Source organism: Colwellia sp. Bg11-28 (assembly GCF_002836245.1).
Taxonomy (GTDB): Bacteria; Pseudomonadota; Gammaproteobacteria; order Enterobacterales; family Alteromonadaceae; genus Colwellia; species Colwellia psychrerythraea_A.
This window is the reverse complement of record NZ_PJBA01000001.1, coordinates 157,474-177,433: the sequence shown is the minus strand read 5'-3', so window position 1 is coordinate 177,433 and position 19,960 is coordinate 157,474. Positions and strand designations below refer to the sequence as shown.

The 19,960-nt window shown below is 37.9% G+C and carries 17 protein-coding genes and 1 riboswitch; of the genes, 7 read left to right on the top strand and 10 right to left on the bottom strand.

Going from position 1 to position 19,960, the window contains the following annotated elements; genetic code table 11:
- Positions 1-9: 9 nt before the first annotated feature.
- The gene (locus CXF79_RS00720; RefSeq protein ID WP_198560013.1) at positions 10-2,349 is read left to right on the top strand and encodes a bifunctional diguanylate cyclase/phosphodiesterase; all 2,340 of its coding nucleotides are present in this window, start codon (positions 10-12) and stop codon (positions 2,347-2,349) included.
- A 419-nt stretch (positions 2,350-2,768) separates the two neighbouring features.
- Here CXF79_RS00720 and cobD read toward each other — a convergent pair whose 3' ends face one another.
- The 3 genes from cobD to CXF79_RS00705 all read right to left on the bottom strand — a co-directional run bounded on the left by cobD (position 2,769) and on the right by CXF79_RS00705 (position 5,582).
- A complete protein-coding gene (cobD, locus tag CXF79_RS00715; RefSeq protein WP_101153539.1) occupies positions 2,769-3,803 on the bottom strand; it encodes a threonine-phosphate decarboxylase CobD in 1,035 nt (344 codons plus the stop codon).
- A gap of 69 nt (positions 3,804-3,872) precedes the next feature.
- Positions 3,873-4,907, bottom strand: a complete 1,035-nt coding sequence (locus CXF79_RS00710) for a cobalamin biosynthesis protein CobD/CbiB (protein ID WP_101153538.1) — start codon at positions 4,905-4,907, stop codon at positions 3,873-3,875.
- Between the two features lie 93 nt (positions 4,908-5,000).
- Complete coding sequence (locus CXF79_RS00705; protein ID WP_011041981.1) at positions 5,001-5,582, bottom strand: histidine phosphatase family protein; 582 nt, start codon at positions 5,580-5,582, stop codon at positions 5,001-5,003.
- Positions 5,583-5,787: 205 nt separating this feature from the next.
- Positions 5,788-6,000: riboswitch (cobalamin riboswitch) on the top strand.
- Between the two features lie 283 nt (positions 6,001-6,283).
- On the opposite strand from CXF79_RS00705, the gene CXF79_RS00700 reads away from it, so the two are divergent.
- The 4 genes from CXF79_RS00700 (at position 6,284) to CXF79_RS00680 (ending at position 10,515) form a co-directional block, all read left to right on the top strand.
- Positions 6,284-6,913, top strand: coding sequence for a hypothetical protein (locus CXF79_RS00700; protein ID WP_101153537.1), 630 nt, complete (start codon positions 6,284-6,286; stop codon positions 6,911-6,913).
- A 56-nt stretch (positions 6,914-6,969) separates the two neighbouring features.
- A complete protein-coding gene (locus CXF79_RS00695; protein WP_232769037.1) occupies positions 6,970-8,382 on the top strand; it encodes a cobyrinate a,c-diamide synthase in 1,413 nt (470 codons plus the stop codon).
- Between the two features lie 423 nt (positions 8,383-8,805).
- Positions 8,806-9,453, top strand: a complete 648-nt coding sequence (gene cobO, locus CXF79_RS00690; protein WP_011041985.1) for a cob(I)yrinic acid a,c-diamide adenosyltransferase — start codon at positions 8,806-8,808, stop codon at positions 9,451-9,453.
- A 447-nt stretch (positions 9,454-9,900) separates the two neighbouring features.
- Positions 9,901-10,515, top strand: a complete 615-nt coding sequence (locus CXF79_RS00680; protein ID WP_101153536.1) for a LysE family translocator — start codon at positions 9,901-9,903, stop codon at positions 10,513-10,515.
- A 205-nt stretch (positions 10,516-10,720) separates the two neighbouring features.
- Here CXF79_RS00680 and CXF79_RS00675 read toward each other — a convergent pair whose 3' ends face one another.
- Both CXF79_RS00675 and CXF79_RS00670 read right to left on the bottom strand, forming a co-directional pair.
- A complete protein-coding gene (locus CXF79_RS00675; protein ID WP_011041988.1) occupies positions 10,721-11,764 on the bottom strand; it encodes a methionine synthase in 1,044 nt (347 codons plus the stop codon).
- A 91-nt stretch (positions 11,765-11,855) separates the two neighbouring features.
- On the bottom strand, positions 11,856-12,845 hold the full coding sequence (locus CXF79_RS00670; RefSeq protein WP_011041989.1) for a DUF1852 domain-containing protein: 990 nt from the start codon (positions 12,843-12,845) through the stop codon (positions 11,856-11,858).
- 310 nt (positions 12,846-13,155) lie between these two features.
- Between CXF79_RS00670 and CXF79_RS00665 the strand changes: the two genes are divergently transcribed.
- Positions 13,156-13,947, top strand: a complete 792-nt coding sequence (locus CXF79_RS00665) for a sulfite exporter TauE/SafE family protein (RefSeq protein WP_232769050.1) — start codon at positions 13,156-13,158, stop codon at positions 13,945-13,947.
- Between the two features lie 53 nt (positions 13,948-14,000).
- On the opposite strand, the gene CXF79_RS00660 is transcribed toward CXF79_RS00665, so the two are convergent.
- Positions 14,001-14,630, bottom strand: coding sequence for a pseudouridine synthase (locus CXF79_RS00660; RefSeq protein ID WP_101153535.1), 630 nt, complete (start codon positions 14,628-14,630; stop codon positions 14,001-14,003).
- A 230-nt stretch (positions 14,631-14,860) separates the two neighbouring features.
- Positions 14,861-17,224, bottom strand: a complete 2,364-nt coding sequence (locus tag CXF79_RS00655) for a peptidase U32 family protein (RefSeq protein ID WP_101153534.1) — start codon at positions 17,222-17,224, stop codon at positions 14,861-14,863.
- Between the two features lie 144 nt (positions 17,225-17,368).
- On the opposite strand from CXF79_RS00655, the gene CXF79_RS00650 reads away from it, so the two are divergent.
- Positions 17,369-18,070, top strand: coding sequence for a glutathione S-transferase (locus CXF79_RS00650; RefSeq protein ID WP_232769036.1), 702 nt, complete (start codon positions 17,369-17,371; stop codon positions 18,068-18,070).
- Between the two features lie 42 nt (positions 18,071-18,112).
- On the opposite strand, the gene CXF79_RS00645 is transcribed toward CXF79_RS00650, so the two are convergent.
- From CXF79_RS00645 to CXF79_RS00635, 3 genes are all read right to left on the bottom strand, one after another.
- Entirely contained in the window at positions 18,113-18,631 is a 519-nt protein-coding gene (locus tag CXF79_RS00645; RefSeq protein WP_101153533.1) for an NUDIX hydrolase, read from the bottom strand.
- Between the two features lie 188 nt (positions 18,632-18,819).
- The gene (locus CXF79_RS00640) at positions 18,820-19,023 is read right to left on the bottom strand and encodes a helix-turn-helix transcriptional regulator (RefSeq protein WP_101153532.1); all 204 of its coding nucleotides are present in this window, start codon (positions 19,021-19,023) and stop codon (positions 18,820-18,822) included.
- Entirely contained in the window at positions 19,020-19,442 is a 423-nt protein-coding gene (locus CXF79_RS00635; RefSeq protein WP_101153531.1) for a hypothetical protein, read from the bottom strand. Before CXF79_RS00635 ends, CXF79_RS00640 begins: the two co-directional genes overlap by 4 nt.
- Positions 19,443-19,960: the final 518 nt, after the last annotated feature.

The following is a 19,960-nucleotide window of genomic DNA, read 5'->3' as shown; positions in this document are numbered from 1 at the left end:
GGATTGAATTTGAAATCTAAAGTACCATCACTTATATCTATCTCTCCTGAAGCATCCATTGCTTTAGGCAATTTTACGTTAGCAATTACTGAGGCTGTTTCTGAAAAAGAAATTTATAATAAACTAGCTGAAAATTTACCTAAGATACTACAAGCTGACAGAGGTAGTGTTACTTTAATAACAGAAAATAAAGATGAGTTTGAAGTCTTTTCCCTACAGGGACCTGAGGGAATGTTATCTATTGGAAAATACTTTTCCGTTGATAATTCGCTGGCAGGTTTAGCTGTACAGCAAGAAAAAACAATTATTTCTAAGCTAAATGCTGACCGCATAGAAATAGATGCTCAACAGCTTTATCAACAAGACTTGTTATCAATTATGAATTCACCATTACAGTTTAGTGATCGTATAATAGGAACGGTGAATATAGGTAGTTACAAAGAGAATGCTTATGATAGTACTTCGTTAGAGCTGTTAACGTTAGTTAGTACGTTAGTCTCTAATTATTTAGAACGGCAACATCTACTTGAACAAGCTCAAATTGGCGTTAAGCAGTATAAAACCTATTCAAAACAGTTAGAGTCTCTTAACCACGTAGCTGAAGAGCTTTGTGCTGCTATGAATGAAAGTGAGGTTTTTTCTATTATCACTCGTTCGGCAAGTCACATTATTTCAGCACAAAGAATCAGTTATTGTGTGCCTAATTATAAAGATAAATGTTTTGAAATACGGTCAGTATTTTCTGAAAATGAGGTTATGAAGTCGGCTACTGTTGACATGGAAAACAGTGCATTACAATTTGTCTTACAATCAGGGAGCCCTCAATTTTTTGAAAATTTGGCTGTAACCAATTTTACTGATCATTTAATATTAAGTAAAAACGGTTTGTGTTCAGGCTGGAGTGTGCCTGTTCGAGTGAAGGGCGAAATTGTTGGTTTGCTAAATGCCGCTAGTAACGTGAAAATTAATGAAAGAGCTCAACAGCTCGGTGTTATAAAAATGCTTAGTGGAATTATGGGAGTGACATTAAGTCGAGTTAATTTACAAGAACAGTTAGAGCATCAAGCGTGTTACGACACACTGACAGGTTTGCCAAACCGGCATCAGTTTAATCAAAGAATGGAAGTGGCAATTACCCAAGATAACCCTATACCTTTTACCTTGTTATTCATTGATTTAGACCGTTTCAAAGTGGTTAACGATACCATGGGGCACGATGTTGGAGATGAGTTATTATGTCGGGTTACTCAACGCATTAATCAACAAATAAGAAAAGAAGATTTTGCAGCTCGACATGGTGGTGATGAATTTGTCGTTCTATTACTTAACAAGCAATCGAAAGCTATTGCTGATATCACTTCAGCCAGAATAATTAAAGCGCTTAAAGAGCCTTTTCAAATTGATGAACATAGTATTTTTATTGGTGCCAGCATTGGTATTAGTTATTTCCCAGAACATAGTAAAAATTCAGAAGAGTTACTTAAATATGCTGATATTGCGATGTATCATGCGAAAAAGCAGGGGAAAAGCAGCTTTAAATTATATTCTAGCCGTCTTTCCGATAAAATTCATTGTCGGCAAAAGCTGGAAACTTTGTTGAGATTAGCCGTTAAAAATGAGGAATTACATTTAGTTTTTCAACCACAAATTAATGAAGATGGTGTCTTTGCTATTGAGGCTTTATTAAGGTGGGAAGACCCTGAATTGGGAGTTATTTCGGCTGATGAGTTTATCCCCATTGCAGAAGAAAGTTTATTAATAGAAGAAATCACTCACTGGGTTATTAATCAAAGTTTGCAAATGATTGCACGGTTAAGATTAATATGTCCGTCAGTTTATGTTGCGGTTAACATTTCGGCTAAGAATTGTTTGTATCCTGAAAAGTTGAAACATTGCATATTAACGGGATTAAATGATGCTAATTTACCAGGCTCTGCACTTGAATTAGAAATCACAGAAAATGTTTTTCTACAAAACATAAATAATACCAATAAGTTATTTAAGGACCTAGGTCATTATGGTATTAGATTTGCTATTGATGATTTTGGCACAGGTTATTCTTCATTAACTTATTTACTTAATTTACCGCTAAATACATTAAAGATTGACCGCTCATTCATTCAAGATATTCATTGCAATAAAATTAAGCTTGGTGTAGTTAAAGGTATTTTGGTTATAGCCAAGAGTTTATCAATGAATTGTCTTGCTGAAGGGGTAGAAATTGAGGCACAAAAACAGTGTCTTGATGAGTTGGGGTGTAATCGTTTTCAAGGTTATTATTTTAGTAAGCCATTAAGGGAAAAAGATTTTTTATTATATTTAAAAAGTAATCTCTTACAGAAAAGCTAACAAGCTTTATTTGTTAACTTCACATATATCATCACTTCATATCGCTGGTAGTTCCGTTGTTCACAAAAGAGGGTTCTTGAATGAATTCAGGAGGATATGCTGAGGGTAATTACTCCTGCATTTACTAATAAGGTACATCTCTGTACTCCTTATCGAAATAAATAACGTTGTATAACATTTTTATAAACCAGCCATTTTTTTGGTGGTAGCAAGTCAAATTCGTTGTTATATTTTTTTAAGGAAAGAACATTAACAGAAAATGTGCTTTGATGATTCACTCAGGTTTTCTGAAAAAAGTATCTTCAGCTGGACACTTATATAACCCGACATGAAGATTGGTCAATGGAGCATTAAATATTTCTTTACTGATCGGCATTAGGTGCTTATGTAATATCTGATATTTTTATGCTGTTTCTAGCTTACGTTAATTGCTGATAAGCTTGTCTACAGGCAAGCGTTAAACGCTCAAGTAGCTCTTCTGTAGTAATACCAAACCTAAGCGTATCTTGCTCATCAGCGAGTCGACAATAGACCCCTTGTTGACAAAGTAAATGGTACAGTTTTTTTGCTGTATCTTGCTGATGAAAACTTAGGGTGAGAAATAAATTACAACCGTTAATCTCTCGAAGAATGATTTGAGGGAATGCTTGCCTAAGCATGTGCTCTTGAGCAATTCTAAGTCGTGTTAATGTATCCTTCTGCCTCGTTTGCCAACTTGTATCTTGCAGGGCATGTTGTGCAATTAATTGCGCTGGTCCGTTGATTTGCCATGGGCCTAGCAATTCTTTAAATGCCCCACACCAATAACGATTAGCTACTAAAAAGCCAATTCTAACTCCAGCTAAACCAAAGAATTTACCAAAAGAGCGTAATACCAAGCTATGGCTGTTTTCTAGTTGATTACAGTAAGATTGATTGCCTGGTACTACATCAATAAAAGCTTCATCGAGAACCAACAGGCCGTTAACTAGCTTTAATCGTTCTTGGTATTGAGCAATTACCTGACCATTAAAAAACTGTCCCGTTGGGTTATTAGGATTAATGATCACCAACACACTATTGGGCAATATCTCTGACATTTCTGGAAGAAACTCCTGATAAAAGTGTAAATTATAACCGGCATTCTTCCATGCATGAGCGTGTTCCTTATAACCTCGTTCAGGTAAGTAAACATCTTGACTCTCTGCATTCTTTTGACGATATAACGCTGGTAAAGCTTTAATTATTGCCTGACTACCATTGGTAATCATAAGTTGTGAACATTGGTAATACTGCTGTGCTGCAGCGATCAGATCTGGGTTTTGTTGTGGTAATTGTTGCCAAACACTTAATGGTATAATTGGAATAGGGTAACTAATAGGCGCAATACCTGTCGATACATCAATCCAATCGCTAGGCGGAATGTTATATTGCTTTGCCACCTGTTGTAGTTGCCCGCCATGAAGTAATGCCATCTTATTCCTATATATATGTTTTAAATGAAGAGTTTAAATGAAAAGTCAAACGAGAATTATAACGAAAATTTAATAAATAAAATAACAAACTAACTGAATAATAAGTACTAAAGCGAGTAATATTAAACTGGCCCTACTAACCACAAGTAAACTTGTCGGGATGTCTTTCGTGGTAACACAGCTACCGCAACCTAAGACAACAGAATTGACAGTTTGTCCATGGTAAAGCGCACTGCCACCTAATTGTCTACTCATCACTGTGGCACCAGCAGCCATTACCCAACCACCGTTATGGCTTTTGTATTGATTACCTTGCCTATAGGCATTAACGATAGCCTTAATGATCTTCCCTTGTTTCACTCCTTGAATGGCATAAAGCAGGGTACAACACTTACCCGAAATAAAACCGAGTAAATCATCAAGTCGAGCACTGGCATATCCAAAGTCGTTGAAACGTGAGTTCTTATATCCCCACATTGCATCCAAGGTGTTGGCTAATCGATGTATTATTACCAGTGGCGCCCCCCCAATAAGGTAGTAAAGTAAAGATGCGATAACCGAGTCATGACCGTTTTCTAACATCGACTCTATAGTCGCTCTAGACATCTCTTGCTCTGACAGGTTGGAGGTATCTCTGCTTACCAGATACCCGGTGAAATGCCGGGCGCTTGTTAAGTCTTCAGCGTTAAGGGGCTTGTATACTTGCATAGCGTGTTGATGCAAGCTATTTAAACCTATGGCTAGATAAATCACACTAGCATCGAGCAATACTTGCCAATACCATATTAGATGAGTCAGCTGATAAAAATAAATCAGCGGCAAAGGTAAAACCAATAGGCACCAAGCCAAAGTACCCAGTAACTTTGCTTTTAAAGTAGCTTTATCGCCAGTGTTACTCTCTTGATATTGAGCTTTTTTCTGATAAGGATTTAGTTTAGTCTCTAGTTTTTTTGCTAACCAACCAAAACCAACTAAGTAATGAAAACGCTTTGCTTCACCTAAATATTTATCAAGCAATAGCGCCAGTAGTAAGGTAATGAACGTAGCAAAATCAGGTAGTAGCGTTATGGCTTGCTGGTAGATGTTTGCGATAAATTCTGACATGAAGTTAAGACGCTCTAGTACTATTCAAGGTTGAGTAATTAAATGCTTCGTTATATTAATTTTTTTTACGTCTTTTTGAGGTATAAAAATAAATTATCTTGCTAGCTGAAAACTATCATCATCATGGCGGTAAGTTAATGGTAATAGACAAGCATTATCGAATAACTCATAGGCATTATCGGTTGAGTTATGGCCTAATTTAGCTAAAAAACAGCGCAACGCTTCACCATGGAAAATAACCAATATGTTTTTATTACAATGATTATTGGCTAATTCTTTAAGTGCTTGATAAATACGTGATCCACAGCTTATTGCACTTTCGCCACTTGGCGGTGTTATCTCGGTAAATTGATGCAATATTTCATGGTAGTTTTCGTCGGATTTAATGGCAGCAATATATTGCCCTTGCCAAGACCCCAAATCTCTTTCCGTGAGGTCATTTAAACGTGCAATAGGAGTATTTAATATGCGCTGGCAAATTAGAGCGCTATCAACAGCACGTCCTAGGGTTGATGAAACAATTAAATCAATTTGTTGGTTGGCAAGGCTTAAGGCAAGCTGTTCAGATTGTTGTTTACCTACTTGTGTCAGATTGCTATCTAATTGGCCTTGAAAACGTTGGACTTTGTTCCATTTTGTTTGCCCATGACGAGCTAAATATAAAGTTGTTTTCATTTTATTCCAATAGCAATTATGACGCTTTCTTATCCTTTAAGCGAGGGAGGATAACTAAATCGTTACATAGGTTCAACGCAAATATTATTTCTAGTGGCTATTCTCTTTTCATTAACATGTTTAACTATGACATCGTTAATTGTTGAATAAGTATCATGTATAACGTAGTATCCGCGCAGATTTAGGTGTCTTCGGTGTTAATTTATCCTGATAAACGTTATTAGGTAAATGGCACTAATGAAGATGAAACGTGAAACTGGTTAAATACCAGTACTGCCCCCGCAACGGTAACTGTGAGCAGCAACAAAACCACTGTATTGAATCATTATTAGGTCATCACAATAATGAACGTATGGGAAGGTGTTGCAAGTGCGATGATCAGGAGTCCGGAGACCGGCCTAAATTATAGTTATTTATCAATGATAAATAACTATTACTCGACAACTGCGGTGGGCGGTAATTCAGAGAAAAGTAAATGCGCTGAATTACAGCAATTAATAGCTATAAAGAGTGATCGTTAACGCATGAACACGTGTTTATTGATTTACCTGACTATTGATTTTACCTATTGATTGCTCGATGATTGAGTTGTTGATAGCGTTTTATCATATAGGATATAGCGTAGGCCTGCTCCTTAGCATTTACTGACTTTGATTTCCTACACCGTTACTCTTTTGTACATTTTTGACAACGGGAACGTTATGAAATCAGTCAACCAAACATCTCCTGTTAGCTTGCTTATCGCTGTATTTGCCTTGTTAACATTACTTATGCTTGCCACTCGTACACATCACTTTGCCAGTTTAAATCACCTGCCAAGCGCATCAATTGCAATTTTTTTCCTCGCAGGAATGTACTTGAGAAATATTAAAGCCTTCTGGTTTTTTTATACTTTATCAATCACCATCGATTTGGCTTCATCCTATTCTCGCGGTCAGTTTGGCGATTGCATCACCTCTTCTTACCCTATGTTAGTGCTAAGTTATGGCGCTATGTTTACGGTTGGCTATTACAGCAAACCAAACTGGCAAAAAAATAGTTGGCAAATCAATATTATTAAAGTGGCACTCGCTTTATTTATTGCCAGTTCAATTGCCTTCTTTATTTCAAATGGTAGCTATTACACACTGTCGGGTAAGTTCCCAGAGTTATCGTGGGCAGAATATGGCACACGTGTTGATAAGTACTATTTTAAATCTATTTCTAATCCTGTTTTCTATGTGATTTCGGCGGTTGTTATTGATTATACTGTCAGTCATTTTTTCACTGACAAAGCGATAAATACCAGTACTGCGGCTAGTGAAAGTGCTAATAACAGCGGCAAACTTTAGTCGGTTACTCTCACAACGGCTAAGTTCATATTACAGGTGTTTTAAAGGCAAATTTAATGTCATCAGCAAAAAATAAAGTAATTCAAAATACAGCATTCCAACATAAGCCAGAGCAGCAAATTGGCAGTGGTGTTATGTGTTCGGCCCTTGTTGTTGCCGCACCACATTCTGGCTCAGGTAAAACGACTGTAACAGCCGCAATAGCGCGTTATCATCGTGATCAAGGGCGTAAAGTCACTGTGTTTAAAGTCGGTCCCGATTTTATTGACCCCATGATATTACGCCAAGCCAGTGGTGAGTTAGTGTATCAATTAGATTTGTGGCTTGTCGGGGAGCAAGGTTGTCGAGCTTTGCTGCATCGAGCGGCTATGGATTCAGATCTTATTTTAATTGAAGGTGTTATGGGGCTGTTTGATGGCACACCCAGCAGTGCCGATTTAGCTAAGTATTTTAATATCCCAGTACTGGGCGTAATTGATGCAAAAGCGATGGCACAAACCTTTGCTGCAGTGACCTTTGGTTTAGCAAAATTTTGCGAAGACTTGCCCTTTTCAGGCGTAATTGCAAATCGAGTAAATACCGAACGTCATGCAGAATTACTCAGTGTTAGTTTACCTAAAGCGTTTCGTTTCTATGGCAGAATTCCTAAAGATGACACCATAACATTACCCGAGCGTCATTTAGGTTTAGTGCAAGCACAAGAACTTAGTGATATTGATGTTCAGCTTGATAAAGCGGCCAGTCACATTGCTAATACCGGTTTAACAGAGTTACCGTCGCAAGTTGAGTTTTTTGCTCAAGAAGATGATAACCAAGAAAACATTATTGAAGGTGCATTAGCGGGTACGCGCATTATTATCATTAGAGATAGTGCTTTTAGCTTTATTTATGCCGCCAATATTGCCTTCTTAACGCAAACAGGAGCGGAATTAATTTATTGCTCGGCAATGGCTGATGTCCATTTACCTGATGGCGATATCTTATATATTCCAGGTGGCTACCCTGAGCTTTATGCCGAACAACTCATGAACAATGTAACTTTTCTTAGTGATATAAGAGCATTTTCTGCCAGTAATAAACCCATTGTTGCTGAATGTGGTGGCATGTTGTATTTGCTTGAACAGCTTACCGATATGGAAGGGCAACAGTTTTCAATGCTAGGTCTTATGCCGGGTAAAGCCACTATGCAGAAAAAACTTGCGGCCATTGGATCGCAATGGGTTCCTTTACCCTCATTTGCTGATGCTGCTGAAGATAGCGCAGACAACATTATGCGAGGGCATAGCTTCCATTACTCTTGCGCCGAGATTGAATTAGAGCCTAGCAGTCAAACTACTCATCATCCAAGTGAGCGTGCAGGCGAGTATGTTTACCAACACAACAATATTTTAGCTTCATATATGCATTGGTATTTCCCAAGCAACCCGAGTCTAACGTTACGAATTTTCGATAAAGCACGTTACTTGTAGTCGTTAGCTCTAGTAATGGCGCAGCAGCCAGTTAGACAGTCAAGCAAAACAGCCTTTAAGTCCGTTAGCAAACTTAATTGATATTATGCTCGTTTTTTCGTAGGGATTGATCGCGGTACTTGTCGCGTTAAGTCCATATTTATAACAACATTTTTAGGTAAATCAGCAGTCCGCAGTTAATCAATAGTCTTCAGCAAGTAAATAGTCGTCGGCCAAAATTCAGCCGGTAGACTTTGTTGGTAAAGAGCTAACCTCAGCGCCAGAAGCCTTAAAAAAAAGCTGTATAGCCAAGAAGGTTATCAATCTATAGGGCAAGTGTATCTCGCCCCTGAAACAGGTAAGTTAATCTTGATTAGTAATGAAAAATAATAAAAACGTGGTGTGTTTTCTAATTGCTATGAATAAATAGAGAGTGAGAAAGTGATGAATGATATTAAAAAAGATACTGAAATTGAAAAACAAGATGAATTAGCTGAAGCTAAAGAACAAAAACATATTGAGCGACAAAAAAAGATTAAAGCAAATGTCGATAAACGTATTGCTCAAGCCACCGAAGAACGCGGTGTATTGGTTGTGATAACTGGTAATGGTAAAGGTAAAAGTACCTCTGGTTTTGGTACGGTATTACGCGCTATTGGCCATGGACAAAAAGCAGGTGTAGTGCAATTTATTAAAGGCACTAAGTGGGAATGTGGCGAAATGAATATTTTAAAGCAATTCGATGTTCAACACTATGTCATGGGTACGGGTTTTACTTGGGAAACACAAAATACTGAAACAGATACCATTGCAGCCAAAGTTGCGTGGCAAAAAAGTAAAGAGATGTTGAAGGATGAAAGCCTTGATATCGTGTTACTGGACGAAATGACCTACATGGTCAAGTACGGTTACATTGAATTAGATGATATTATCGACGCACTAAATAATCGGCCTAAAATGCAGCATGTATTAATTACTGGACGTGCCTGTCACCGCCGACTGGTAGAGCTGGCTGATACCGTTTCAGAAGTACAACCAATAAAGCATGCATTTAAAGCTGGGGTAAAGGCGCAAAAGGGCCTTGATTGGTAATCATCTTCTTTATAGTAAGTTGCCTGTTTTTTATTACCGATTTTTATGGTTAGATAAGCATATACCCGTTCCACATGAAGATGCATGATTCAGCTGGAATTTGAAGGTCTTTAGGCAAGGCATTGATTGAAGAGAATGGTTGTTCCCTTCTTAATATCAATAACGCAGCATAAAGCGTTTCTAAACCAGCCCCTTGGGGAAGGCTAAGCTAATCATACTCTGCGTTGCATTTCTTTTTAAGGGAGTAACCCTTAATAAAAAAATGCGCCTTGATTATGAATCGCTCAGACTTCCTGAAACGAGCATCTTCAAGTAGAGCGGGTATATATCCGTATCCGTACCAATCTGCATAACTATCTGCTCATTTTTCTTATGAAAAAGTAGCTCATTTAATTAAGCAAATTGGTATTAATTAAATGTAATTTTAATCAAATAGTAGAATGAGTTATGAGTTTAGAGTTGTGGTTATCGTTAGTTGTTATCTGTGTGTTAGGAGCATTATCACCCGGTCCTTCATTGGCATTAGTTGTGCGTAATACTATGTTGGGTGGCCATAAACCGGGTTTAGCTACCGCCATCAGTCATGGCTTTGGCGTTGGCTTGTATGCGGCTATTGCGGTAACTGGCATTGGCCTTGTGATTGTCCAGTCACCCATAGTTTTTCAAATTATTCAGTATGCAGGTGCCGCCTTTTTACTTTATTTGGCCTTCAACGCGCTAAAAAGCAATGGCAGTAATATTGACCTTGATGTTGTACAAGGTCAAAACGATAAACGTATAAATGGCTGGCGCGACGGTTTTTTATTGGCCTTTTTAAACCCTAAGTTGGCGATATTCTTTTTAGCCTTATTCAGTCAGTTTGTTGATGTTAATGCCAGCTTAACCCATAAATTAATTATGATTTTTACCGTTGGTGGGCTCGATACACTATGGTACTGCCTTGTGGTCTTTGGCTTAACAAGAGGGCCCGTATTGGAAAAATTGAAAGCGAATAGTCATATTATTGATAAAATTACTGGCATAGTTTTACTATTACTTGCAGTACGTGTAGTCATTAATTAGCGAAGAAGGGGAGTTTTACTCCCTTAACCAGCTACCAATTGAACATAACAGTGAACGAGGTAAAAACCGAGATAGCATTGATGTTTATTGTTGGAAGCGACTATATCTTTTAACGACATCTCACCCGACAAAAGGACTGGGCTATTTACAGCGTAAAGACGTAGTCTACTTTCATTCTATAGACAGCAAAGCTATCAATCATGGCCTAGGTCGACAGTTCTCTTCGAACAATTTCCGCACCTGCACTTAATGCATTTAACTTGCCTCTCGCTACTTGATGAGATAAAGGTGCCATGCCGCAGTTAGTACAAGGGTAGAGCTTGTCGGCATCTACAAACTTAAGTGCTTTTCGTAGCGTATTGGCTACTTCCTCAGGTGTTTCAATAGTATTGCTTGCCACATCAATGGCGCCGACCATCACTTTTTTACCGCGAATAAGTTCAAGTAGCTCCATTGGCACATGAGAGTTGTGACATTCTAGTGAGATAATATCGATATTCGATTTTTGTAGTTTGGGAAAAGCTTCTTCATATTGTCGCCACTCTGACCCCAAGGTTTTTTTCCAATCTGTATTGGCTTTGATACCATAGCCATAACAAATATGCACTGCAGTTTCACAGTTAAGTCCTTCAATTGCTCTCTCTAAACAAGCAATGCCCCAATCATTTACCTCATCAAAAAAGACATTAAATGCAGGCTCATCAAATTGGATAATATCAACACCAGCCGCCTCTAATTCTTTAGCTTCTTGATTGAGAATCTTGGCGAACTCCCAAGCAAGCTTTTCGCGACTTTTATAATGGTCATCATAAAGCGTATCTATCATCGTCATGGGACCAGGCAAGGCCCATTTAATCGGTTGCTTGGTTTGCTGGCGTAAAAACTTGGCGTCTTCAACAAAAACAGACTTTTGACGACTAACCGGACCAACGACTGTTGGTACACTTGCATCATAACGATCACGAATTTTAACGGTTTTACGCTTTTCAAAATCAACGCCGTTGAGGTGCTCAATAAATGTAGTGACAAAATGTTGGCGCGTTTGTTCGCCATCACTGACAATATCAATACCTGCTTGCTGTTGATCTTGCAATGACAAACGTAATGCATCGTGTTTGCCCTCTGTTAATTCTTCACCTTGCAATTTCCAAGGTGACCAAAGTGTCTCAGGCTCTGCAAGCCAAGCAGGTTTAGGTAAACTGCCAGCAGTTGAAGTAGGTAGTAGTGCTTTAAGGATATTAGTTTTCATAATAAATGATGCCGTATTAAGGGTTAACTTTTGAACGTTTTTATTGAGGTAAGTATTGAACGTAATGATTGAAGGTAAGTATTTAACCTAGCTATTGAGCGTAACTATTAACATAACTAGCAGACCATTGCTCAAGTACAGTTTGGTGCGGTTTAATGAAGTGTTCCTCAGTAAACTTTCCCTGCTCATTAGCCAACTGACTACGCTCTTCTCGATCATAAACAATTTGAGTTAATGAATGATCTAGGTTCTTTAAGTTTGGTTGATAGGATTTTCCAGCCACAGCATTCGCATTATAAATCTCAGGTCGGTATATTTTTTGGAAAGTTTCCATCGTGCTAATAGTGCTTATAAGCTCAAGACTAGTGTAATCATTAAGTAAATCACCAAAGAAATAGAAAGCCAAAGGCGCAACACTGTTTGGCGGCATGAAATAACGAACCTGTAAGCCCATTTTTTTGAAATATTGCTCAGTTAAAGAAGATTCATTTGGCTGGTATTCAACACCCAATACCGGATGCTGATTTTCAGTTCGATGATAGGTTTTGGTATCCGAAACACTGAGGCATATAACAGGTGTTTTAGTAAAATTTTGTTTATAAACATCTGAATTAACAAAATACTGAAAGAGTTTGCCATGTAGTTCGCCAAAGTTATTTGGAATGCTAAATTTAGGTTGATCCTTATTATGATCCAACAGTAATACACTAAAATCATAATCTCGCACATAAGAGGAGAAATTATTCCCTACAATGCCTTCAATGCGTTTGTTAGTTTGATGGTCGACAATATTCGTTTTCAATATTTCAATCGATGGGAAAGCTTGACCACTACCTTTAATATCGATATCAACGGAAATGATTTCAAGTTCAACAGAATAACGATCTCCTTTGGTGTTATCCCAATGCGCCAAGGCATTAAAGCTATTATCAATCATCTTTAAAGCGTTGCGTAAGTTTGCTTGACGGTAGCTTCCTCTTGCCAAATTAGCAAAGTTAGTAGTGATACGCGTCTTGTCTGACGGGTGATAATTTTCATCGAGACAAATGCTCTTGATAGTAAAGCTGAAATCTTTATTCATTGTGATCCGTATCCTATTTTCTAATGTTCTTAATCAGTCATCTTCACAGTCTTATTTGATTTGTGCTTCTAACCTAACTAAGAATCAATGGTGATTTTGTCGAGAATTAATAGCTGAGTAGGATTTATACTTGGATAGATGCATGATGAAAAGCGCATTTATTTCACACCGTACATGAGAAATATTCATGTCTTATCTAATTGAATGTTCGGATGTTTTTCAGTTATATTAATTAGCATAATGTGAACATAACAGCAGTTATGTAGTAAATAATCCCTAGAGTAAATAAAGAAGTAAATTGAATGAATGAATTAATATTATTGATTATATACTTGGCAGTGGCGTAGGATTTTTGGCGGGGTTGTTAGGTATTGGCGGAGGATTAGTTATTGTTCCTGTGCTGAGCAGTCTTTTACTATACTTTGACGTTTTACCAACAGAGCAGGTGGTTATCGTTGCCATTGCAACATCATTGGCGTCAATATTGTTCACATCAACCTCTTCAGCAATAGCTCATCATAAAAATGGTAATGTGCCGTGGAACCTAGCCCCTTGGATAATGACGGGCGTTGCCCTCGGCGCGCTAATCAGTGGTTTTATAGCGGCACTATTACCAGAGCAAGTTGTTCGTATCGTGTTTGCCGTGACTGTGGTACTTATTGCGGTGAAAATGTTTTACAGCAGTAAAAGTGATGCTCCTAGCAAACGTCAACTACCTAATAAAGGTCTGTTAACCTTTTTTACCACGATTACCGGTGGCTTGTCTGCCATGATAGGTATCGGTGGTGGCGCACTCTTAGTGCCCTTGTTGACGTTCTTCTCGCTGGATATGAAAAAAGCCATAGGATGTGCTTCTGCTTGCGGCATTGTCATCGCATTATTTGGTTCGATAGGTTACATCAGCTCAGGTAGTGCTCATTTTTCTTTAGCCGATGGTTTTGCTGGCTTTGTCTATTTACCTGCCTTATTAGGTGTTGTGTGTACTTCTTGGTTTACCGCGCCGTTAGGCGCAAAAGCGACACATTATTTACCTGTTTCAACGATTAAAAGAATATTCTCGGCGTTATTGTTAGTTATGGCTGCAAATATGATAATTAATTAAAGGGAAGGTTATCGAGTTGGTGTTCTGAAGAATAAAGGAGTATGCGTAATGCGTTAGCGATTAAGTGCAGCGCCAAAATTAGGTAGTGCAACAACGTCACCGGCAATTAAGTTATCGATACCTATGTCGCCAATTCGAACTCTGACCAGTCTTAATGTGGCGAAGCCCACAGCAGCCGTCATTTTTCTTATCTGACGATTTTTTCCTTCACAGAGCGTTATAGAGATCCAGCTAGTAGGGCCATGTTTCGGATCGCGGATTTTACGACCACGTGCGGGGAGTTGAGGTTCACAGTCCAGCTTGAATGCTTTACAAGGCATGGTTAGATACTTAGTGCTATTGATACCAATTTCAACACCATTTTGCAGCTGTGATATTGCGTCTGTCGTGATCTCTCCATCAACTTGTACGTAGTACTCTTTTTCTATACTTTTGTCTCTGACTTTGTAGCTCATCATCCCGTCAGTTGTGAGTAATAATAACCCTTCAGAGTCGTGATCTAATCGCCCAATGGCCATCGTTTTATCGGGGAAATTAAATAGTTCGCCTAGTAGATGTTTCTTCTTGCGTGATTCGGGTACAAACTGACTTAAAAAACCATATGGCTTAAATATTTTGAAGTGCTGGTGATTTTCAGTAGGCTTAGCGAGTTCTGTTAAACTGCTTTGGTTAGTGGTAGGCATTAACTTGGTCTTGATCGTAAAGTCTTAGTGGTATCGCATTATACGGTTAGTCTGGGTTAGATGCACTGGCTCTGCTAAGTGTTATAGAAATGAACTTATAATACTTGTGCTAATAGCTTAGTTCCTATGATTCACTCGTTATTTATAACTTAAAAGCCGCTAACAGGTAATGCTGGCGGCTCTTTTATTTTTCAATTTCTGTCAAATTCGATTAATCACAGTAGAGTTAATTACAGACCATTATGGTATTGCACATTGGTTGAATCTGGCACTAGTGAGTTTAGCGTTTCTTTTGCAATTGATTGTGCTTCTGTTTGCTCGCTTGATAATGTATTTGAGTAACCAACCGATTCGCTATTTTCTTTGTTACTGTCATTGTTAAGTAATTGTTCAAATTGTTTGATGAGCACTGTTTTATCAGGTGATTCTTTATCACCAGCGCCAATATTAGTTAAATCAATCATGAAACCATCAAATAACTGCGTTAGGTCTTGGATAATTTCGGTATTTAAAAATTGATCTTTATTATAAATACTTGGATAGCCAGCTTTTTGTTTATCAATAGCAAAAGATACGCCTTTAAGATTAGTAATGCTCGTTGATTTATCGCACGACAACATACAACCATTATCAATACGTGGCTTTTCACAACCAACACTTTGCTGGAAGAAACACTGTCTGCTGGTCATTAATAAAATAGGGTGGTAAACGCTGTAGAGCATTTTGAAGTTTTCAGGACGGGCGATAGTTTTCATTTGTTGACGGTTTATTTCGTTTGAAATAAAGGCGCCGCTACAGTTAAAGCTCTCTTTCATCGCTAATAATGCATAGGAGTTGGTGGTATTTAAGAAAGGACCTGCAATCCACTCGATTCCTAACTCAAAGGCTCTATTGGCGATACCTGTATTATTGGTGACGATTAACTTAGGCTTAACTTGCTCTAAGATATTTACCGCAACATCGTAGTCTTTGCCAATTAATACCGACGGGAACCATGGAATAAGACGAGGGTTTTCTTGGAAAAAGCTAACGTATTTAGTACAGCCACGTTTATACGCATCAGGCAGTTTGAAATAGATGTCGGCATCAGTTACATCGCCAAGGTTGATGTCATTTTCATCGCATATTAACAGCGATAATTTTGCACCAGTTTCTTTTTTAGCATGGCGTACTAGTTTGGGTAACTCCACTTCAGCTAATACCGATTTACCATCATTGAGTAAAGCTGCTATTTTATTTTTAAGCGCAGTAAGCTCTTTAAAAGGAATAGTAGCACTTGCTGGAATATCATCAGTACTTAGCTCAGTTAAGTTATATTCTGCGTTATTGAAGCTTTTAAAGCGCTTTTCAATGGCACTATGATCAATGCAGTTTTTATCACTCGCGACAAGTGCGCGTTGTGAATGCATAACATGCACTTGTTCTTGTACCGTTTCTTCACTGAATCCTTGGGTTATTTTCTGGTCATGGGCCTCATTAATTTTTATGGTTACTGCTAATGGTTCGCCTACTTCACCTGAGAATACTAATGAAAGCTTACGTTTATCAATACTTAGGTGTTTTATTTTATCAAATACATCAGCGTGTATTTGTTCTTTTTCATCATTTAAGCTTTGTTCAACGTCTTGAATTTGTACGACAGAAATAGCATTACTTTTATCAATGGCGTGGTATTTAGAGTTATCACGCGGGTTTTCAATAAACATGGATTGGTTTAAATCACCACGTAAAAAGGCATTAGAAAAATCACGGTTGAATACTTTGTAAAGGCGTTCGCCATCTTCAAGTAATTCACCTGTTTCTACAAATCCGTCTATTTGTTTACGGAAGCTATCAATAACGGTATGCACATAACTAGCACCCTTGATGCGTCCTTCAACTTTGAATGAATGAACACCTGCTTCGATTAGGGCAGGTAAATCAAAAAATGCCGAGTTGTCTTTAATGTTTAATGGAAATTTATTACCTGATTCGGTAGGTTTATATTCTTCACGACACGCTTGACTACAACGGCCTCTATTACCTGAATTACCAACACTTGCTGAGGTGGAATAACATAAACCTGAGAAGGCAACACATAATGAGCCGTGCACAAATACTTCGGTAAGTACTTCTTCTTTTTGTGATACGGCAGTAATGGCGCTGATTTCTTTTAAGTCTAATTCACGAGATAAGTTAACACGTGAAGCACCTAGTTTTTTCAAAAAAGGGATTTGACCAATGTTATGGGTTGTTAATTGCGTCGAGGCATGAATATCTAGAGTAGGGAAATGCTTATTAAGGATATAAAGCATGCCCAAATCTTGCACAATGACACCATCGAGCGTGGTGTTTGCTAATTTACTTAATAATTTAGCAAGCGTTTTAAATTCTCGCTCTAGAATAATGATATTGAGCGTTAAGAATATTTGGCATTCATACTCATGTGCAAGTCTAATAATCCCAACGAGTTCATCAAAAGAAATATTAGCAGCTCTATTTCGAGCATTAAAGGTATCTAAACCGCAGTACACCGCATCTGCGCCAGCAATAATGGCTGCTTTGATCGCATCGATATCACCACCGGGGGCTAATAATTCTATTTTAGGACTCATTTTACAACTTTAGCCAATTAAACGGCGGTTAAATTTCAAAGGGGGGATTTTACTGGTAAAATGAGGCAATGAATACCGTTTAAGTCGCTTATTTATTCTGATTTTTATGATCATTAATAATTACTGTACTGGAATACCCTATCAATGAATGACACTTTTCATGAAAAAAGTAATAAAAAGACTAATGACACGAGTATGTTACCCATTATTTATTCGCTAAGAAATTGTCCTTATGCCATGCGGGCAAGACTCGCTATTTTTAAAGCGAAGCAGGCGGTATTACTACGAGATTTGGTATTAAGTCATAAACCAGCAGAAATGATAGCGGTTTCACCTAAAGGCACAGTGCCAGTATTAGTGCTAGCTAATGGCACGGTAATCGAAGAAAGTTTAGAGGTAATGTTATGGGCATTACAACAAACGGATCCTGATGATCTGCTTCATTGTCAACAAGAGGGCGCATTACCTGAAATGCTCTCACTTATTAATGAATTCGATAATGACTTTAAAACCAGTTTAGAAGCTTACAAGTGCGCTAAGCGTTATCAAGAAGATAATGTTACCCAGTGCCGAGTTGTTTGTCAGCAGTATATTGAACAATTAGAACAATGTTTAACTGAACATACATTCTTAATGTCAGATAAAGAAAGTTTAGCGGATATTGCGCTAGTCCCTTTCATTCGACAGTTTGCTCGCGTTGAGCGTCAGTGGTATTTGCAATCACCTTACCCTATGGTAAGGCGATGGTTAAATAGCTATTTGCAAAGTCCTGTTTTTACGAAAGTGATGGCGAAGCATCCTTTGTGGCTAGATAACCAGCAAGATGTGTTATTTGGTGCTAACTAATGAGAGGTCTAACGAGATATAGCAGGCTCTGCTTCGTTTAGCTCAGCTTAATAATTCACAGACAATACGCTTTAATAAAAAAGTCTCACGTTCTATCGATAGACCTTTTTTATCACTTTTAGCGATTGTTTCTTCGTTATGTTCAATGGCCTGATGGATATTCATCCACACAGGGTGCATACCGTTACTTAATTCATGGGCTTCAAGTTCAGGTTCAAGTAACTCATCATCAATGGTGCAGGTATAACAATAAGATTGCATATGAATAATATCAAAGCTTTCTTTATGCCATGGCCTGAATTCTTCATAAAGACCGAACGCCTCAACATCTTTAACACTATGCGCACCCGTTTCTTCTTTTAGCTCACGAATGAGTCCTTCGATATTACTCTCACCCTCATCTATACCGCCACCAGGTAAACTGTAATCGTGATATCGCTGCGTATATAGCAGTAATATATTATCCCCATTAAGCACAATCGCTCTAGTCGCATTCCGGGTGAAACGTTTGGCAGAAAGATCGTTGATGTCAGGGTGAATAGTTGATTTGAGTAAACGCATAATAGGGTAGTGTATCTGGTAGTGATTAATATTTATTGGTGTTAGATGGGGGCTTGCGCTAGGCATATCAAGTTATCGAGACTAACAAACTAAATGGGTAGTGATTAATGCTAGTAGTGGATAGGTTGAAGTCGTGTTAACCATGGTTAGCGCGACAGTTTTGTAACCTAGTGTATCTTCAAACAAAGTTATAGTGTTTCAACTTCATCATGAAAGATATCTTCAATCATTAAATTAAATAGTCTTGCTGCTTTAAATGCTAGTGGTAAGCTTGGATCAAACTTACCTTTTTCAATAGCATTAATTGTTTGCCTTGATACCTCTAAGGCTTCAGCTAGTTGTGCTTGAGTCCAGTCTCGTTCAGCGCGAAGTACTTTTAAACGATTTTTCATCGATATTTCCTATGGCCAGCAATAATCGCAGTTAAGTAGGTAAGGCACATAACAATAATTAAATGAGATATTTCAGGCTCAAAGCCAATCAGTTTAATATCTTCTAACAATTCATAACTTAGACCTAATACTAATCCAACACCTAAGGTGAAAGCCATTGCATCGAAAAGTATTTTTTGCTGCATTTCGTCTAAACCACGTAAATAGTCTCTATTAGCAACTAACATTCGAAAACCAACAGCTAAATTAATTAACAAGGTAATAATGGTTAAGCTTGTATTAAAATCCCAAATAAATCTTGGCGCAAAAGCGGCGATGGCCATAGTAATAACCCAAACAGTTGTCCAATTTCTTAATGTTCTGGTATTAGCATTATTTTTTGATTGGTAATTCTTATGTTCACAATCTTGCTTTGTCATAAGTCAGCTCTCTTTGATTTTTTGTAAAGTTTATTTGACTTTATTGTAGGGGTTTTGTTTTGTAAGTCAAGTATGCTTTACAAAAAGAATGGTCTTGTAGTCTTTCTTAGATGATTACATCGGCATAGAGGTAACAAAGTTAGCTAATTAAAGTTAAAGTTGGGTATAATTCGGTAGGCATTACGTTGTCTTTACCATATTAAATTTTTGATTCGTATGCGAAAAATACAATACTTATACCCGTTCCACTTCAAGCTGCTGGATTCAGTGGGAATTTAAAATACTTTAGGCAAGGCATTCATTGCAAAGAATGGTTATTCCCTTCTTAAAATGAATAACGCTGCACAAAGTCTTTTAAAACCCACCCGAAGGGGGACACAGAGCAACATCACTTCGTTGTTGCATCAATTTGTAAGGGAATGCCATGACTTCATTGATGCGCCTAGAAATGAAATTGCTCTGTGTTCCTGAACTTGCATCTTGAAGTAGAGCGGGTATATATTATTTTCACTTATCCG